General features: G+C 32.6%; 17 protein-coding genes. 5 read left to right on the top strand and 12 right to left on the bottom strand.

The features are described 5' to 3' along the window. Positions 1-63: 63 nt before the first annotated feature. Both HM986_RS03650 and HM986_RS03645 read left to right on the top strand, forming a co-directional pair. Positions 64-1,224, top strand: a complete 1,161-nt coding sequence (locus tag HM986_RS03650) for an ATP-binding protein (protein WP_179333712.1) — start codon at positions 64-66, stop codon at positions 1,222-1,224. Positions 1,225-1,320: 96 nt separating this feature from the next. Beyond that, positions 1,321-1,677: a hypothetical protein gene (locus HM986_RS03645; RefSeq protein WP_179333711.1), complete on the top strand. Its 357-nt coding sequence runs from the start codon at positions 1,321-1,323 to the stop codon at positions 1,675-1,677. Positions 1,678-1,680: 3 nt separating this feature from the next. On the opposite strand, the gene HM986_RS03640 is transcribed toward HM986_RS03645, so the two are convergent. Together HM986_RS03640 and greA are read right to left on the bottom strand one after the other, a co-directional pair. Further along, positions 1,681-2,070 (bottom strand): HIT family protein, encoded by a 390-nt coding sequence (locus HM986_RS03640; RefSeq protein WP_179333710.1) that lies wholly within the window; start codon positions 2,068-2,070, stop codon positions 1,681-1,683. A gap of 101 nt (positions 2,071-2,171) precedes the next feature. Beyond that, positions 2,172-2,645, bottom strand: a complete 474-nt coding sequence (greA, locus tag HM986_RS03635) for a transcription elongation factor GreA (protein ID WP_179333709.1) — start codon at positions 2,643-2,645, stop codon at positions 2,172-2,174. A gap of 365 nt (positions 2,646-3,010) precedes the next feature. Here greA and HM986_RS03630 point away from each other — a divergent pair, with 365 nt between their 5' ends. Continuing rightward, positions 3,011-3,442 (top strand): hypothetical protein, encoded by a 432-nt coding sequence (locus tag HM986_RS03630; protein WP_179333708.1) that lies wholly within the window; start codon positions 3,011-3,013, stop codon positions 3,440-3,442. On the opposite strand, the gene HM986_RS03625 is transcribed toward HM986_RS03630, so the two are convergent. From HM986_RS03625 to HM986_RS03590, 8 genes are all read right to left on the bottom strand, one after another. Further along, a complete protein-coding gene (locus HM986_RS03625; protein WP_179333707.1) occupies positions 3,439-5,691 on the bottom strand; it encodes a TonB-dependent receptor in 2,253 nt (750 codons plus the stop codon). The genes HM986_RS03630 and HM986_RS03625 overlap by 4 nt on opposite strands. Positions 5,692-6,183: 492 nt before the next feature. Next, positions 6,184-6,588: an alternative ribosome rescue aminoacyl-tRNA hydrolase ArfB gene (gene arfB / locus HM986_RS03620; RefSeq protein WP_179333706.1), complete on the bottom strand. Its 405-nt coding sequence runs from the start codon at positions 6,586-6,588 to the stop codon at positions 6,184-6,186. Then, positions 6,588-8,147 (bottom strand): DUF4301 family protein, encoded by a 1,560-nt coding sequence (locus HM986_RS03615; RefSeq protein ID WP_179333705.1) that lies wholly within the window; start codon positions 8,145-8,147, stop codon positions 6,588-6,590. The genes arfB and HM986_RS03615 overlap by 1 nt, the downstream gene beginning before the upstream one ends. Continuing rightward, complete coding sequence (locus tag HM986_RS03610) at positions 8,144-8,713, bottom strand: AAA family ATPase (RefSeq protein ID WP_179333704.1); 570 nt, start codon at positions 8,711-8,713, stop codon at positions 8,144-8,146. Before HM986_RS03610 ends, HM986_RS03615 begins: the two co-directional genes overlap by 4 nt. After that, complete coding sequence (pnuC, locus tag HM986_RS03605; RefSeq protein ID WP_179333703.1) at positions 8,674-9,306, bottom strand: nicotinamide riboside transporter PnuC; 633 nt, start codon at positions 9,304-9,306, stop codon at positions 8,674-8,676. The genes HM986_RS03610 and pnuC overlap by 40 nt, the downstream gene beginning before the upstream one ends. Then, the gene (locus tag HM986_RS03600) at positions 9,290-9,550 is read right to left on the bottom strand and encodes a hypothetical protein (protein WP_179333702.1); all 261 of its coding nucleotides are present in this window, start codon (positions 9,548-9,550) and stop codon (positions 9,290-9,292) included. Before HM986_RS03600 ends, pnuC begins: the two co-directional genes overlap by 17 nt. Before the next feature lie 17 nt (positions 9,551-9,567). After that, the gene (locus HM986_RS03595; RefSeq protein WP_179333701.1) at positions 9,568-10,311 is read right to left on the bottom strand and encodes a geranylgeranylglyceryl/heptaprenylglyceryl phosphate synthase; all 744 of its coding nucleotides are present in this window, start codon (positions 10,309-10,311) and stop codon (positions 9,568-9,570) included. Further along, a complete protein-coding gene (locus HM986_RS03590; protein ID WP_179333700.1) occupies positions 10,311-10,937 on the bottom strand; it encodes a 4'-phosphopantetheinyl transferase family protein in 627 nt (208 codons plus the stop codon). The genes HM986_RS03595 and HM986_RS03590 overlap by 1 nt, the downstream gene beginning before the upstream one ends. 131 nt (positions 10,938-11,068) lie before the next feature. On the opposite strand from HM986_RS03590, the gene ahcY reads away from it, so the two are divergent. Both ahcY and HM986_RS03580 read left to right on the top strand, forming a co-directional pair. Continuing rightward, positions 11,069-12,385, top strand: a complete 1,317-nt coding sequence (gene ahcY / locus HM986_RS03585) for an adenosylhomocysteinase (RefSeq protein WP_179333699.1) — start codon at positions 11,069-11,071, stop codon at positions 12,383-12,385. A gap of 129 nt (positions 12,386-12,514) precedes the next feature. Next, a complete protein-coding gene (locus HM986_RS03580) occupies positions 12,515-12,985 on the top strand; it encodes a DUF1569 domain-containing protein (RefSeq protein ID WP_179333698.1) in 471 nt (156 codons plus the stop codon). A 102-nt stretch (positions 12,986-13,087) separates the two neighbouring features. On the opposite strand, the gene HM986_RS03575 is transcribed toward HM986_RS03580, so the two are convergent. Next, positions 13,088-14,380, bottom strand: coding sequence for a hypothetical protein (locus HM986_RS03575; RefSeq protein WP_179333697.1), 1,293 nt, complete (start codon positions 14,378-14,380; stop codon positions 13,088-13,090). 117 nt (positions 14,381-14,497) lie between these two features. Further along, the gene (locus tag HM986_RS03570) at positions 14,498-16,633 is read right to left on the bottom strand and encodes a S46 family peptidase (RefSeq protein WP_179333696.1); all 2,136 of its coding nucleotides are present in this window, start codon (positions 16,631-16,633) and stop codon (positions 14,498-14,500) included. Positions 16,634-16,687 lie beyond the last annotated feature (54 nt).

The raw sequence follows: 16,687 nt of genomic DNA, 5'->3' as shown, positions 1-16,687 counted from the left end.
AATAGCAAACAGTATGTGTGTTTAATAACCTATTATTTTAAATACATGAAATTAAATTAAACAATGACCTTTAGCTTCGACCGAAATATAATCCGATGGATTATTATTATTTCATCTTTTATTATTATTTCACTTATCCTTTGGAATACCTATACCTTTTTTCAAAATTTTAAAGAAGAGGAACGCGTTAAAATGAACACTTGGTCTGTGGCACAAATAGATCTTTTAAGGAATATGGATAACCTTGATGAAGATGTAAATAATGTTACATCTCATGTTCTTACAGAAATGACTACCAGTACACCAATGTTAGTTGTTATTGCAGATGGAAGCTTGGGAACGTCTATTAATATTGATGACAAAGAATTAAACGACCCTGAAAAATTAGAAAGACTAATACAAAAATTTTCTAATGAGAATGAGCCTATCCCTGTTATTATTGGTAATAAAGTGTTTCAGACAGTTTATTACGGAAATTCTCCGCTATTAAATAAATTAAAATACTATCCGTTGGCCTTGTTGCTAATTATATTGCTCTTCGGTGCCGTTGTTTATTTCTTTTATCGTAGTTCTAAAATTGCCGAACAGAATAAACTTTGGACAGGTATGGCAAAGGAAACCGCACATCAAATAGGTACTCCTTTATCATCGCTTGTGGGTTGGACTGAGATTTTAAAGACTGAAGCTGTAAATCCAGAGTATATTAAAGAGATTGAAAAAGATATTGACAGACTGCAAACGATAACCGAACGTTTTAGCAAAATTGGATCTGCACCTACGTTAAAAACAATGAATATTGTTGAGGTGACTAGGATGTCTTATGACTATTTAAAATCGAGATCATCTAAGTTAATTAATTTTGAAATTGTACTTCCTGAAAGAGAAATACCTGTAAGTTTAAATGAACAACTTTTTAGTTGGACTATTGAGAATTTAGTAAAAAATGCCATCGATGCCATGAGGGGCAAAGGGGGTTTGAAACTAGAATTGACACAACTTGAAAATCAAGTTTTTATCAATATTTCTGATACTGGAAAAGGAATTCCTAAATCGTCATTTACTAAAATATTTGAACCTGGTTATACGACTAAAAAACGAGGTTGGGGATTAGGCCTGTCTTTAGCAAGACGAATTGTAGAAGATTACCACAATGGTAAAATAAAAGTATTAAACTCTGAGATAGGAAAAGGGACGACCATACAGATTATGTTAAAGCAGGTATAATTTGTTTTAAATAATAATTAGCACTTTTTGAAAATTAGACACATCTGGTGAAAAACTTTTAAATTGAAATGTTGAAATTTTAGTTTAAATTTGACCATGAATTCTTCACGATTTTTCACTTTAAAAGAAGCTAGGATAGGTAATAACTGTCCTGAGTGTTATTCTAACGATAGTTTAGAACTGACGTTGAAGCAAAAATTAATTGAAACTAAATTTTATAAGGCTATAACTGACGAAACAGTGAGTGAATTATCTTGTTTAAACTGTGAAGTGCAAATTTTTCCAATTCGCTGGACAGATGATATTGAGCGTGTGGTAGATTATCATAATAGAGGACTTAAGAGAAAGCCTAAGTCTGCCAAGTTAAAGCCAATTTCATGGGCTTTAATTACCTTTGGTATGATGGTTTTAATTGTAATTATCTTATTTACAACAGGAGTGTTTTCAAAATAAAGATTATAAATACGATCTAATTTTTTCGGCAATAGCCTCAAATTCTTCGGGAGTTACTGTTTGTTTGTTTGTAAAACGTGCGTCGTCCATGGTTTGTAAAGGGATTAAGTGCACATGGGCATGCGGAACTTCTAAACCAATTACAGACATACCAACACGTTCGCAAGGAACTGCCTGTTCTAAAGCAATTGCAACGCGACGAGAAAATGTCATTAAACTTAAATAAGTTGCTTCGTCTAAATCAAAAATTTTATCTACCTCTTTTTTAGGAATACAAAGCGTGTGTCCTTTAGAATTTGGATTGATATCTAAAAATGCGAAGAAATCTTCGGTTTCGGCGACTTTATACGATGGTATCTCACCTGAAATTATTTTTGTAAAAATAGTTGCCATAATCTTTTAATTCTTGTCTTTTATAAAGATAAAAAGATTCCTGCAAAGAGGAATCTTTTTTATGGTATTAGTTTTGTGTTTTAATTAAAATATAACGAGTGTTATCTTGAAATTTCTAGAATATCAAATTTCATAATACCACTTGGAACTTGTATTTCAGCAGTATCGCCTACAGATTTACCTAATAAACCTTTTCCAATAGGTGAGTTTACTGAGATTTTACCTGTAGCCAAATCGGCTTCACTTTCTGCAACCAAAGTATAAGTCATCTCCATTCCGTTGGTTTGATTCTTAATCTTAACTTTAGATAAAGCTAAAACTTTTGTCAAATCTAATTGCGACTCATCGATAACACGTGCACCAGATAAAATTTCTTCCATTTTAGAAATTTTCATTTCTAGCATACCTTGTGCTTCTTTCGCAGCATCATACTCTGCGTTTTCACTCAAATCACCTTTATCTCTAGCTTCTCCAATGGCCTGTGAAGCTTTAGGTCGTTCCACATCTTTAAGATGGTTTAACTCTTCTCTTAGTTTTTTTAAACCTTCAGCTGTGTAATAAGATACTTTACTCATAATTTAATCGTTTTAAATATAACGAGCTCTAATTAGCAAATTCTTTATCATTTTTGAGCCTGTCTGAAAATCAGACAGGCTCAAAAATGACTGTAGATACTATGTGCTTTTAGAAGTTTGTTATTCTATAATTATAATGTTAGCATAAAAAAAAATCTCGCGCTGACGAGATTACTATGCAAATATATAAAATATTTACCGTATTGTTTAATTAATAGTAAATTGCCATTCAAAATTTGAAGTTAAAATTCTGAAAAAATGTTAATAATTTAAAAGCTTAACAATAAAGCGAGTATTCTCGTGGCTTTAAGTGATTTCGTTTTTCAAATGATTAAATTTCAAACTATTAAAAAAAAAATAAACCTGTGAAGAAATTATTTTTAATGTTAAGTTGTGTTATTGTTTTTAGCTGTAGCAAAAACGATACAATATATAATTGTAACTATTTATTGGATGTTGGAGTTAATCTAACGGTGAATCTAAACCTTCCTCAATTTAATCAGCTATTATTTCCCATAAATGCGATAAGAGTCGAGAATTATGGTAACAACGGAATCATTCTTGTACGGACCAATGCTAATTCTATTTTAGCGTGGGATGGTTCTGATCCTAACCACACATCGTCCTCGTGTTCTAAACTAACAATTGTAGGTTTAAATGCGGTTTGTGGTTGTGAAGATGGTAATGAGTATAGTTTAATTACGGGGATAGCATTAGGTGATAATGCTCAACCCTGTACGTTAAAACCATACAGAGTTGAGACTATTGGGAATAATAGTTACTTAATTAGTAATTAAAACTTCATGGTTACTCCAACCAAAAAGTTAGTCGTAGCCTGTGGGTAAAAACCGGCACCTTCTTGAGTTGCAATACTTCCTGGATTGGACCAACTATCATCATATGTGTAATAATAGCCATTAGAGACATATTTTACATTAAAGATATTATTCACTAAGCCTGAAAATATAACAGCGTCAAATATAGAGTCCATTTTTAAAGTATAATTAATATTGAAATCATTAATAAAATAGCTGTCTAATTTAGAAGACTTAGCTTCTGTGTTACTCATAAATTGTTCTCCAACAAATTTGCTTAACAACGACATTTGCAGATTCTCAATTGGTTGAAAAACAATGGCATTCGCTGCAACTAGATCTGGTGAAAATGAAATATCTGTTTTGCCTAAGTTCTGCAACTCATCATCAAAAGAAATAATCGTTTCTTTATTTTTATTGGTACTTAGCGTTAAATTAGGTTGTAATGTTAATTTCGATGTTACAGGAATTATAGCTTCTAATTCTAAACCTAAACGGTAACTTTTTCCACTATTGGTTCTAATAGGATTTCCTACGTCATCTAATCTTCCAGATAGCACTAATTGCTCATTGTAGCTCATGTAATATGCATTGGCATTAAATGAAAAGTTTCCCTTTTGATGTCTCCAGCCTAATTCAAAATCATCTAATTGTTCTGATTCTATGTTTACATTGCTTTCAAAATCCGTTCGGTTTGGTTCTCTATTGGCTCTAGCATAAGAGAAATATAGGTCATTACCAGTATTTAATGAATAGGTAATTCCTGCCTTTGGATTAAAAAAGGTAAAATCTTTATCTATTGCAAATTCTACAATATCAGACGTTGTGCCAGTTGTTTTATAAGTGACGTTTCTAATTTGTAAATCTCCAAATAGGCTTATTTTTTCGTTTAATTTATAATTTGCTTTTGTGAAGATTGATAAATCATTCTTTTTACTATTGCCACTATAATAGCGGTCTCTGATATTTCCAGTCTCAGAAAACGCTTTTGCCCAAATTACTTCTCCAAAATGATCACCATCATAATGACTATAAGAACCTCCAAAAATTAAATTAAGATTGTTGTCTTTATAGTTAGCGTTTGCGTTAATAACATAAAAATCATTATCTAACCAACGACGACGAATTAAATCTGTAATTGGTGTTTCAATAGGGTTTCCATCCGCATCCTCGTCAATACGAACATCTGTGGGTAAAACAATGCCGTTATAAGCACTTATCTCATCGGTATCATCCTCATATTGTTCAAAATAACCTTCGCCTTTGGTGTAATTTAGGCCAATTGTCGTAGACCATTTATTATTGTAACGCTGATTCCAATGTAACTGGTAATGATCTTGGCTGTAATTGTCAACTTCATTATCGTAAAATTGAGGATCACCATTATTGTCGGTGTATTCTCCTGCTGTATTATACGTACGGTCATCTTCGAGTTTCTCCAAATCTTCTAATCCATTCCAAGCCTGATATGTGACTTCCTTACCACCAAAAGTTATCGCTTTAATTAAGGTGTTGTCATCTACATAAGACCCTTGTAAAAAATAGGACTTTAAATCGGCTGAAGCACGATCGATATAACCATCAGAAACAATATTTGACAAACGACCAGCGATTTCAATATGATCATTCATAAGACCCGTACTGAATTTTACAGTATGTTTTCTAGTGTTATAACTTCCAAATGAATTAGAAATTTCGCCTGAAGCATCTTTTGAAATCGCATCGGTAAGGACATTAATACTAGCTCCAAAAGCACCAGACCCATTGGTAGAGGTTCCCACACCACGTTGTAGTTGTAGACTTTCTGTAGAAGACGCAAAATCACCTAAATTAACCCAAAACGTTCCTAATGATTCCGCATCATTATACGGAATACCGTTGATAGTGATATTGGTAGATTGCGAGCTTACACCACGAACTCTAATACCAGTGTAACCAATTCCTGCACCTGCATCTGTCGTAGTCACTACCGAAGGTAAGAAGTTCAATAGCATCGGAATGTCTTGTCCTAAATTACGTTTAGCTAAAGCTTCTTTGGTCACATTAGAATGTGTAATGGGTGATTTAGCATCCACTCTGACAGCTCTTACTAAAACTTCGTCTAGTTTTTCAACTTTGGTTGAATCTTGTTGTTTTTCTTGTCCATACGCTGAACAAATACCTAAAACTGCAATTGAAAGTGTTAATCTCTGCCTGCTTTTTTTTGAGAGATTGTTGAATAAAATTTTCATACGACTATAAATTTATAATCGAATAAAAAGAGGTCATTATTCTTGGTAAATAATTAATTATTGTGAGCTTAATGCTTATGCGATAGTTAAATATTGCTTTTTTCCTTTTTAAAATTGTTCATGTATAATTAAATTATAACAGATCAAGATTCAGAAGTGGAAAAACAATCACTGATAACCTTATCGCACTCGCTAAAAATGTCTACTAAACATTTTCTTACGCTCGTTTCCTAAACAGCATTACCTGTTCTAGGTTCAATGGGTATGATCTCAGCCGACATTAGGCACCCCTTTATTGAGAACGCGGCAAAGATATAACGGATTTTAGAATTACGAATGAAGAATTATAAATTATTTCTCGAATTGAAGTTAAGATGTCGGCTTTAGTGACATTCTTTTTTTAGAATTTTGAATCGAGAACTTTTTTAAAGTATATAAAGCTTCTCTATACAATTCTTCATGCTTTTCAATTACTCGAAATGACGGAGGTGGTTACTCAAGTGTTGGTGGTTTCCGATTTGCTTTTTTGTCAGCATTAATACGTTTTGCTTTTAAACGTTTTCGTTTTACTGATCTTGGAACCCGAGTTGAAATTCGTTTTTTATTTTCCTTTAAGCCTTCTTGAATTAATTCTAAAAACCGCTGAGTTACTAAAGCTTTATTTCTAAATTGACTGCGGCTTTCGTCACACGCCAAGATTAAAACACCATCTTTGTTTAAGCGGTTATTGAAAAATTCGGAAAGCTTTTGTTTTTCGTCGTCATTAAACACTAGAGAGCTTTTAAGGTCGAAGTACAGCTCGGCTTTAGAAGATACCTTATTGACATGTTGACCTCCACTTCCAGAACTACGAACGTATTTATAGTTTAATTCAGATTTAAGTAGGGGTACATCCACTATGATTTAATTTGATGTGGTGATTTTAATAAATCGTTGACGGTTTTTACAGGGTTAAATGTAATGACCGGAACTTCAACAAAAATGGTAGTCCAGTGTGCCATACTTCCATTCCAAAGTCCTGGTAATTCTAGAGCTTTTAAATCCTTTCCGTTTTTGGTCTTTTCAGTTATAAAAGCAGCTTTATGATCTACATAATCCTCTAAATTAAATTTTTCTCCTTTATAATTCTTTACACCACAAATTAAATCTACGGGATTAAAATGCGTGGAATTTTTAAGGATTTCTTCTTGCTTGGGATCGTTCAGATTAATTTGTGCCGACTCTACAATTTGAAGTGACTGGTTAGATTTATGATCTTTTACCCAAAACGGGCCACCTCCGGGTTCACCTTCATTTTTAACCATACCACAAATTCGGATTGGTCGGTTTAATTTTTCTTGTAAATATTCAATTTTATAGCAATCTGTATATTTTTTATATTCGTCAGAAATTTTGATACTTAACTTGTGTGTTAAGAAATTCTCTATAGCAACTAAAGTGCCTTCAATATCTTGTTTTGAATCTAATTGGTGTAAATATTCGAATGCTTTAGCTTGTAATTTTAGTAAGATTCCGGCTAGGACTTTTTTGTATGTGGCTAATTCCTCTTTGTATTTGTCGACTACGACATTATCTATATTTTTAATAAAAATAATATCGGCATCTAAAGCATTTAAGTTTTTTATTAGTGCGCCATGTCCTGACGGTCTAAATAATAAAGAACCATCAGACTCTCTAAAAGGCCTATTTTTTAATGTTACAGCAATAGTGTCGGTTGATTGCTGTTGGAATGAGAAGGATATATCAAATTTTACTCCGGTCTTTTGTTCAACCTGGGTTTGAATATTTTTAAACTCCTTGTTGAACTTATTTTCATAAACTTCGGAAATGGTAAAGTGAAGTTTGGCAATCCCATTGCTTGTTGCATACATTGCTGCTTCATATAAGTGCTCTTCAAAAGCAGTGGAAATATGATTGTTTTTATAGTCATGAAAAGGCAATAATCCTTTGGGTTGGTTTCCAAAATTTAACTGATTTTCATCTAACATAGCTTTGGCAAAATGCCAAACTTTTTCTGGATTAGCTAAATTTTCATAATCTATTCCATCAGATTTTAATACGTCTAATATTTGGTTGTAAAATGGAAACTTTTCTAAGCCAACCATAAATAATGATAGCTCTCTGAGATTGTTTTTATTAATATATGAATTTAGAGATTGCTCATTGGAATTGTATTCACTAACAAATTTGAACAGAAATTTGAACATTCGTGTTGCCGCACCTGAAGCCGGAACAAATTTTAATAATGATTTTTTATTCTTTTCATTTTCAAACAGGGTAACATATGCTTCAATTTTAGAATCAGTTAATGGCATGATGCCGCTATTTAAGGTGGCAGCATCTGAAACATTTGTAAACGGAATTCCGGTTTCAAAAATTTCTATTTGTTTTTTAACTCCAATTAGAGTTAAATCATTAGATTCTATTTGATTAATATCGTTTTCAGTAAAACTCATGTCTTCTTGGTTAATAAGTTGTCAATATGTTCAACGGCTAATTTTAGACGTTCTTCTTTGTTTCCTTTTAAAAGTACATAGGGTTTATTATGTGTTTTTAAAGCGGATTCGAAAGCGTGAAACATATGTTCGCGTTCATTGGGTTTATCTCTTAGGTCGTCTGCTTCCCAAGGTGTGTCAATATAGGTTAAAAAGTAAAGGTCGTAAAAATTTTTTAAAGCATATGTTTTTAAAAGAGCGTCACATGCGCCTTGGTAATAAGCTTCGCTATAGACTTTAGTTTCTAGTAAATTGGTGTCACAAATTAAGACTGAATCCGTTTTTTGTGCTAATTCGTTTTCAAGTTTCATCTGCCCAATCGCTATAGGAATTATGTCTTTAGGTTCACAAATTTTACGTTCGTTATTCCACTTATCTTGAAGATACGCGCGTGAAAATTCTGGCACCCAAACGGTATGGTAATGCTTGGCTAATTGCCTAGAAAGTGTTGTTTTTCCTGTGGATTCAGGTCCAAATACAACGACTTTTATGCAGTCTGATGGTTGTTGTTTAAGTGCTTCTTCCATGCTAAATAACCAAATATTGCTATTGCTGTAAATCCTAAATATTGAAAACTTGTAAACGTAAATCCTTTATAGAAATATAAAGGTACAGAAATCACATCTCCTATAATCCATAATATCCAATTTTCTAATTTTCGTCTTGCCATTAACCACATGCCTACAAAGAATATAGCTGTTGTTACAGTATCGACATAAGCTACCCAGCCATTCCACTTGTCAAAAACTCTATAGACAATGAAGACAAATATTAGGGTTGCTATAAATATAGCGATACTTTGTTTTTTTTCTTTCGTTGTGGTTTTTGATATTTGAGTAACGTGTGTAGCATCTACTTTGCGTGTCCATATATACCAGCCATAAACACTCATGCAAAAGTAATAAGCATTAATCATCATGTCGCCAAGAAGTTCCCACTTTAATAGTAGGTAAACAAAAATGAGTGTACTTAACATTCCTGTAGGGAACACCAAAAGTTTATTTTGTTTAGAATACCAAACCGATAAAAAACCAAATATAACGGCTACGATTTCCAAAATTATATCAGTCGTTTCGTAATCTGAATATTGTGAAAATAGAAAATCAAAAATGTGGTTCATAATCGCTTCGGTCTGTCTTTACAATCTTCATTTGTAATACGGCAATATCAATTTCTGAAAATGAGCGTTTTATTTCTTGAGTTAAAAACGGCATTAAAGAATCATAATCACCATAAATTTGAGTGCTCAGTGGGTTTTCTAAAACGGTGAATTCTGAAGCTCGTAAGTGTTTTATAAAGTCAATGATATGAGGTTCGTAATCGTCTTTTAAGGGTGATAATTGTAATTCGATTGATATGTTCATTGTAATGGTCTTAACTATTAAGAGTTGAATATTTGCTGTTTTTTCAATTTATCAAAAAAGGTCACGTCATTTTCAAAAGCTGTTCCAATAACAACTAAATCGGCGCCAGCGTTATAAGCGGAATCTAGTTCTATTTTAGTTCTAATGCCTCCACCAACAATTAGTGGGATGTTTAATTGACGCTTAACTTCAGAAATAATATAAAGATCAATAGGGTGTGTGGCTCCGCTACCAGCTTCGAGATATATAAGTTTCATACCTAATAATTCACCAGCTTTTGCGGTATCTTTTATGGTTTGAAGGTCATTTCGTTTTAGCGGTTTTGTTTCACTGACACGTTGCACTGCGGTTTCTTTTCCATTTTCTATAAGCACATAACCTGTTGGGATAATTTCAAGTTTGGTCTTTACTAGTTTTGAAACGGCTTCCACTTGTTTACCAATTAAGTAATCAGGATTTCGACCAGAAATTAAAGACAAAAATAAAATGCCATCCGCTTTATCTGTAATTTGAATGACATCTCCAGGAAATAGAATTACAGGCAGCGCGGTGTGTCTTTTTATTTCGGCGACTAAAGTTTCGGTTACCCCTTCATCAACTTCGCTCCCTCCAACAAAAATATGTGTAGCGATAGATTGGTTGACTTTAGTTATAAAACTAGAAACAGTTTCTACCCTCATTTTATCAGGGTCTATTAAAACAGCTAGTTGTTTAATATCCTTGTCTGCAGCGTCGATTATATTTTTGAAGATATTATTCATTACGGAATCACATAAGCACAAGTAAAGCCTTCAAATTCTAAAAAAGCCGTATTATATCTGTATTTTTTGTTGTTGTAATCTATCCAAGCGACAGTTTCTCCATCTTTCAACATAAACGGAATAACCAAAAAATGCTCTTTAAATAGCATGCCTGGAGTTGCAAAAAGCTTGTATAACGATTCTTTAATTCCCCAAATTATAGTAAGTCTGTTAATGTAGTCTTCGTCTGTAGATTTTAAATAATTATATTCATAATCGACGAATTTATGAGCAATGACTCCTATTTTTTCACGTTGCTTTTCAATATCAATGCCGACTTCATTATCACTAACAATAACGCCAGAAAATGTAAACGAATGTGTAATTGAAATATGTTTTCCATCTTTAAGATGCGGTTTTCCATTGTCGTCATAGTACAAATCTCGGTCTGTATAACCAAACTCGTGTAGCAAATGTCTAACGCTCAAAAATCCACGTTGGTGTAGCTCACTTTTCATGCCCAATACACGTTGTAAGCTTTGAGGTTTTAAATCTAATGGCTGAAATAGAGCATCATAAGATTCTTCAATCTTCCAGATTTTAACAGTAGTTTGTGAATTTACACTAATGGATTTGTATAGTGGCATTTAGAATTCTGAATGTTATTGATTATCTTTGCATCGCCTAAGGCAGATTTAGCATTTTTTAGATAAGCGAATTTAACTATTTAAGCGCTAAACCCAAAGGTGTTTTATAATATAAAAACAAAGAAGATAATATGAGTAATAAAACAGTTGCTTACGTACCGAACAAGGTAAAAGATATGTCGCTTGCGGCTTGGGGAAGAAAAGAAATTAATTTAGCTGAAGCAGAAATGCCAGGTTTAATGAGTTTACGTGAAGAATATAAGAATGAGCAACCTTTAAAAGGAGCGCGAATTGCTGGATGTCTTCACATGACGATTCAAACGGCAGTTTTAATAGAAACTTTACAAGCGCTAGGTGCTGAGGTAACTTGGAGTTCTTGTAATATTTTCTCTACGCAAGATCAGGCTGCTGCTGCAATTGCTGATGCCGGAACTGCGGTTTACGCATGGAAAGGATTAACAGAAGAAGAATTTGATTGGTGTATTGAACAAACCTTATTCTTTGGTGAAGATCGTAAGCCATTAAACATGATTTTAGATGATGGTGGAGATTTAACAAATATGGTTTTAGATAAGTATCCAGAATTATCTGCAGGAATTAAAGGTCTTTCTGAAGAAACTACAACAGGAGTTCACAGATTATACGAACGTGTTAAAAATGGTACATTAACAATGCCAGCAATTAACGTTAACGATTCTGTAACAAAATCTAAGTTCGATAATAAATACGGTTGTAAAGAATCTGCAGTTGATGCCATTCGTCGTGCAACAGATATTATGTTAGCTGGTAAACGTGTAACGGTTTGTGGTTATGGTGATGTTGGTAAAGGTACAGCGGCTTCTTTTAAAGGTGCAGGTTCTATTGTTACTGTTACTGAAATTGACCCAATTTGTGCTTTACAAGCTGCAATGGACGGTTTTGAAGTAAAAAAATTAGAAACCGTTGTTGGTAATTCTGATATTATTATCACAACAACTGGAAATAAAGATATCGTTCGTGCTGAGCATTTTGAAGCAATGAAAGATAAAGTGATTGTAGCAAATATTGGTCACTTTGATAACGAAATTCAAGTAGGTTGGTTAAACGAGAAACATGGTGCTACTAAAGATACCATTAAGCCTCAAGTAGACAAATATAACATCGACGGAAAAGATATTATTTTACTTGCCGAAGGTCGTTTAGTAAACTTAGGTTGTGCAACAGGTCATCCAAGTTTTGTAATGAGTAACTCATTTACAAACCAAACTTTAGCTCAGATTGAACTTTGGAAAAACTCTGAAGCTTATGGAAATGATGTTTATATGTTGCCAAAGCATTTAGATGAAAAAGTAGCAAAATTACACTTAGAAAAAATTGGTGTTGAGTTAACTGAATTGGCAGAATACCAAGCTGATTATATTGGTGTTAAAGTTGAAGGTCCATATAAACCTGAGCATTACAGGTATTAATCAATGAATGTCATTGCGAAACGCTTTTTAGCGATGAAGCAATCTCATTAATTGATATAGAATTTTTAAAAATCTCAAGCATTAGTGTTTGGGATTTTTTATTATAACTACCTTTCAATAAAAACTAAAATGAGTTCAGTAGACATTACAGTTTTACAAAATAAATTAAACTTCATGGAGGGTTTAATTTCCAATAGTGAAGCCACAAAGGCAAGCATCTCAAAAGCCAACGTTGCATGGCATTTAGATCATAGCTTAAAAGTTATTAATGCTGTTGTGACAACGATGCAGAATTCTGATCCAGCGTTGTATGAGGATAATTTTAGTTTTATAGGTAAGTTGTTATTAAAATTTAGATTCTTTCCAAGAGGAAAAGCAAAAGCGCCAAAATATGTGACTCCACCTGAAACAATCGTAAAGGATGATATTATTTTACAATTAGCAGAAGCTAGAGCTCATATAAAAGGGATAGCAACTTTAGATCCAAATGCTTATTTTAAACATCCCTTATTTGGGAATATTAATAAATCAAGGGTTGTTCAATTCTTGGAAGCACATACTAATCATCATATGAAAATCGTGAAGAGCATATTGAAATAATTCAGTTTTTATTTTTAGTGGTTCTTGATACAAAATTGCAGCAAAGGCAATTTCACTTAAGGTGGCGTAAGGACTTTAAATAGAGAAATTTACTTTATAGATTTAATAATAACTTATTTTTCTTGTAATTTTCTCTTTGATAACTCCATTGTATAAAGTTATTTTTTCAATAACATTACCGTTTTTGTCATACTTGTAATTTATTTGTCTTAACGTATTGTTTCTTAAATCTCTTTCTTCAATTAAGTGTTTTCTAGTATTATAAAATTGTACTCTACTAATTTCGTTATTACTGTAAGAATTTTTCTTAAAGCTTCCATCTAAGTTATAGAAATATTCAGTGCTCAATTTTTTTTCTCCTTCCTTTTTATTAAAATACCATGTTTTATGCACCAATGTGTCTTTCCTAATAATAATGTATTGGTTTAGGTTGCCACTTGTAAGACCATTTTTAGGTTTTCTTAATGTTTTTTGTTTTTTATTTCCGAAATAGTCATAGATAATCTCACCCTCAGAATGGTAAGAATTATAATGATTTATGGTTTTTTCTGAAATCATTCTATTTTGCTTGTCATATTGAAATTGATCTTCATATTCTAGAATAAAATTGGAAAAATCTAGTTTGCGATCTTCCCTGATTAGAGGGATTGAAGTTTTTCGGTTTTTTATAATTGTATCGCGAAAGTTTACCGTTACTAAAGTGTCTCGATAACGTACTGATTGTAATGTGTCAATATATTTTTTAGTATTTATTAAGTAGCCACTTTTATTATACTCATATTCTGTCGCAAAATCGTTTAAATAATATCCATCCCCTCTGCACATTGCAAAACTATAGATATTTGTATCGATATGATTATTTAGATTTTCCTTTTTAAATAGTTTTCCATGTGTATATGAATACCTTTCCGAAATGTAAAATGCTTTCTGTTTATTTGTTTTTTGATACTTAGTTAGTAATTTATTTTCAGAATCATAAGTGTATTTTTCATGATAACTATTTATTTCATTCGTTGATACCATGCTGTCTTTAATCCAAATCCATCGTATTGCATATTCAGATTTTAATAGTGGATTGTCTTTGTTGTCAAAAGTGTTTTGCTTATTCAGAAACAATGAATCATCTTGTTGAGCCGAGTATTCTTTTAGCATATAACCATTTATATTAAACTCTCTTTTATGCTTGGATATGAATTTTTGGTTTGTAGTATCTATTTTTGATTTTCTTTCAGTAATAACCTCTACTTCTTTTACGTCGCCAACTAAATGAAAATAGTTTTTGTGCTCACGACCTTTAGAATCTTTTCCATCTATTTCATTCCCCTCATCGTAAAAACTTTGTGAAGAACTAATGCAAAAACAAAATAAGAAGAAATATAGTAATACTTTTTTCATAGGTATAAGGCGTCTATGCTTATCGTTATTGTGTAATATTTTATAAAAATACATAAAAAAGCCCTCACGAGTTCTAATAACTTGTGAGGGCTTAATGTTTTATATATTGGCTACTGCCTACTTCTTTTTACTCTTTCTTCTTCCCTTCTTTTTCTTAGAATCATTTTTCTTAGGATGTACTAAGGTCATTTCATCAATTAAGTGTTGTGCACCAGCATATTTATCAACAATAAAAAGCACATAACGTAAATCTACCATAATGTTACGGCAGATTTCCGGATCGTAATTCATGTCACTCATAGTCCCTTCCCAAACTCTATCGAAATTTAAACCAACTAAATTTCCTTCGGCATCAATAGCAGGACTTCCCGAATTCCCACCAGTAGTGTGGTTGGTTCCTAAAAAACAAACTGGTACCTTTCCGTTGCTATCTGCATATTGCCCATAATCTTTCGCCTCATACAAATCAATTAGCTTTTGTGGTACATCAAATTCGTAATCACCAGGAATATACTTTTCAATCACACCGTCTAAATAACTTACGGGCTCGTAATAGACGGCGTCTCTTGGAGAATACCCTCGTACTTGACCGTAAGTAACACGAAGTGTACTATTAGCATCAGGAAAATAACGTTCGTTAGGTAAAACTTCCATTAACGCGGTCATATATTGCGTTTGTAAAGCCGTAATTGGCGCGTTTTTTTCTTGGTATTCAGGATTGAGCGTATTAAAAAATTCAGCGATAATTGGTTTTGCATACGCATAAGCAGCATCGTTATTAAGATTTTTGATAACTGTTTCAGCATCACCTTCTAATAATTGTAAAGCCGAATCTAAATTGGTAAAAGCAGTTTCACCGTATATTAATGAATTTACGTTATTGGGTTGGTAAATGTTCATCACGTTTTCAAAAACACCTTTATCTAAATCACTATCAAAATTTTTATGAATACTTTGTAATTGACCCGTTAACACCTCTTTCCCTCTTTCAAGAATTTCTGGGTTGTCAATTATGGCTTGCTCAACTTGGTAAGCTCTAAATGTCATTTGCATCAACTCATTGGTTGTTAAAAACACTTCTATAAAGTTTCTATGTTTAATATTTATAGGTGCAAAATCCTTATATAACTTATCAAACTCAGAAAGTATATGTCCGTATTTTTCTTCTAGCCCTTTTTCTTTTAAAGCTTTAGTAAACGTTGCTTCAAATGTCCTACGTTGTTCAACAGCGTTACTTTTTTCTATACCTAAGTTAACACCAATCCATCGTTTCCAAGAATTCGCAATTCGTGCTTGTTTCGAAGCGTATTTGATTCTTACGTCATCGCTTTCTTTCATTTTTTGATCAATAACTTTTAGAGCTGCTTCTCTGATAGCGATATTTGTTGGGTTAAATTCTTTTGTAATATGTTCTATAGCAACTGCAGGTAAATATTCGCTAGTCGTTCCAGGAAAACCAAAAACCATGGTAAAATCGCCTTCTTCAACACCATCTAACGAAATAGGTAGGTAATGTTTTGGCTTGTAAGGTTTGTTGTCTTTACTATATTTTGCAGGTCTGTTATTAGCATCTGCATAAATTCTAAACATAGAAAAATCACCAGTATGTCTAGGGAAAACCCAATTATCTGTGTCACTTCCAAATTTACCAATACTTGTTGGAGGTGCACCAACTAAACGAATATCTTCAAAACGTTCTGTTACAAAGAGAAAGTACTGATTACCTTCATAAAAGGCTTTAGTTTTTACATCTTGCCAAGATTCTTTTGGCCAAGTTTTTAAAACTGCGTTTGTGTTTTTTGAAATTAGAGATTGCTTTTCTGTTTCGGTCATGGTTTCAGTAATACTTTTTAAAGCCACTTCTGAAACATCATGAATACTCACAATAAATTCAATATATAAACCTTCGTTTGGTAATTCATCTTCTAAATTCATGGCCCAAAAACCATCTTTTAAATAATCGTTTTCTAAAGACGAATGCGATTGAATTTGGCCAAACCCACAATGATGATTGGTAAGGACTAAGCCTTGGTCCGAAATCACTTCGCTAGTACAGCCTCCATTAAAATGTCCAATGGCATCTTTTAAGCTAGAATTGTTAACATCGTAAATGTCTTGAGCTGTTAATTTACTGCCCAAACTTTGCATTTCGTCTTCGTTCATACCTTCTAAAAGTGAAGGGATCCACATCCCACCTTGTTGGGCAGAAACTTGAAAAACAACGAAAAGAAAAAGAATTTTTAAAAAGCGCATAGTTAATATTTTATTAGTTTTTGTAAAGATAGAAAAGCTTGTTTTATATCTTTA

It is taken from the genome of Winogradskyella costae (genome assembly GCF_013403865.1).
GTDB classification, from domain to species: Bacteria; Bacteroidota; Bacteroidia; order Flavobacteriales; family Flavobacteriaceae; genus Winogradskyella; species Winogradskyella costae.
This window is presented reverse-complemented; position numbering and strand designations above follow the sequence as displayed.

Bases quoted from the DNA above. Each gene is read 5' to 3' on its own strand.
- HM986_RS03615 (WP_179333705.1), bottom strand. From the start codon at position 8,147: ATGAGTTTTACTGAAAACGATATTAATCAAATAGAATCTAATGATTTA.
- HM986_RS03575 (WP_179333697.1), bottom strand. From the start codon at position 14,380: ATGAAAAAAGTATTACTATATTTCTTCTTATTTTGTTTTTGCATTAGT.
- HM986_RS03570 (WP_179333696.1), bottom strand. From the start codon at position 16,633: ATGCGCTTTTTAAAAATTCTTTTTCTTTTCGTTGTTTTTCAAGTTTCT.
- HM986_RS03595 (WP_179333701.1), bottom strand. From the start codon at position 10,311: ATGAATAATATCTTCAAAAATATAATCGACGCTGCAGACAAGGATATT.
- HM986_RS03590 (WP_179333700.1), bottom strand. From the start codon at position 10,937: ATGCCACTATACAAATCCATTAGTGTAAATTCACAAACTACTGTTAAA.
- HM986_RS03650 (WP_179333712.1), top strand. From the start codon at position 64: ATGACCTTTAGCTTCGACCGAAATATAATCCGATGGATTATTATTATT.
- HM986_RS03580 (WP_179333698.1), top strand. From the start codon at position 12,515: ATGAGTTCAGTAGACATTACAGTTTTACAAAATAAATTAAACTTCATG.
- HM986_RS03600 (WP_179333702.1), bottom strand. From the start codon at position 9,550: ATGAACATATCAATCGAATTACAATTATCACCCTTAAAAGACGATTAC.
- HM986_RS03645 (WP_179333711.1), top strand. From the start codon at position 1,321: ATGAATTCTTCACGATTTTTCACTTTAAAAGAAGCTAGGATAGGTAAT.
- greA (WP_179333709.1), bottom strand. From the start codon at position 2,645: ATGAGTAAAGTATCTTATTACACAGCTGAAGGTTTAAAAAAACTAAGA.
- HM986_RS03610 (WP_179333704.1), bottom strand. From the start codon at position 8,713: ATGGAAGAAGCACTTAAACAACAACCATCAGACTGCATAAAAGTCGTT.
- HM986_RS03640 (WP_179333710.1), bottom strand. From the start codon at position 2,070: ATGGCAACTATTTTTACAAAAATAATTTCAGGTGAGATACCATCGTAT.
- pnuC (WP_179333703.1), bottom strand. From the start codon at position 9,306: ATGAACCACATTTTTGATTTTCTATTTTCACAATATTCAGATTACGAA.
- HM986_RS03625 (WP_179333707.1), bottom strand. From the start codon at position 5,691: ATGAAAATTTTATTCAACAATCTCTCAAAAAAAAGCAGGCAGAGATTA.
- ahcY (WP_179333699.1), top strand. From the start codon at position 11,069: ATGAGTAATAAAACAGTTGCTTACGTACCGAACAAGGTAAAAGATATG.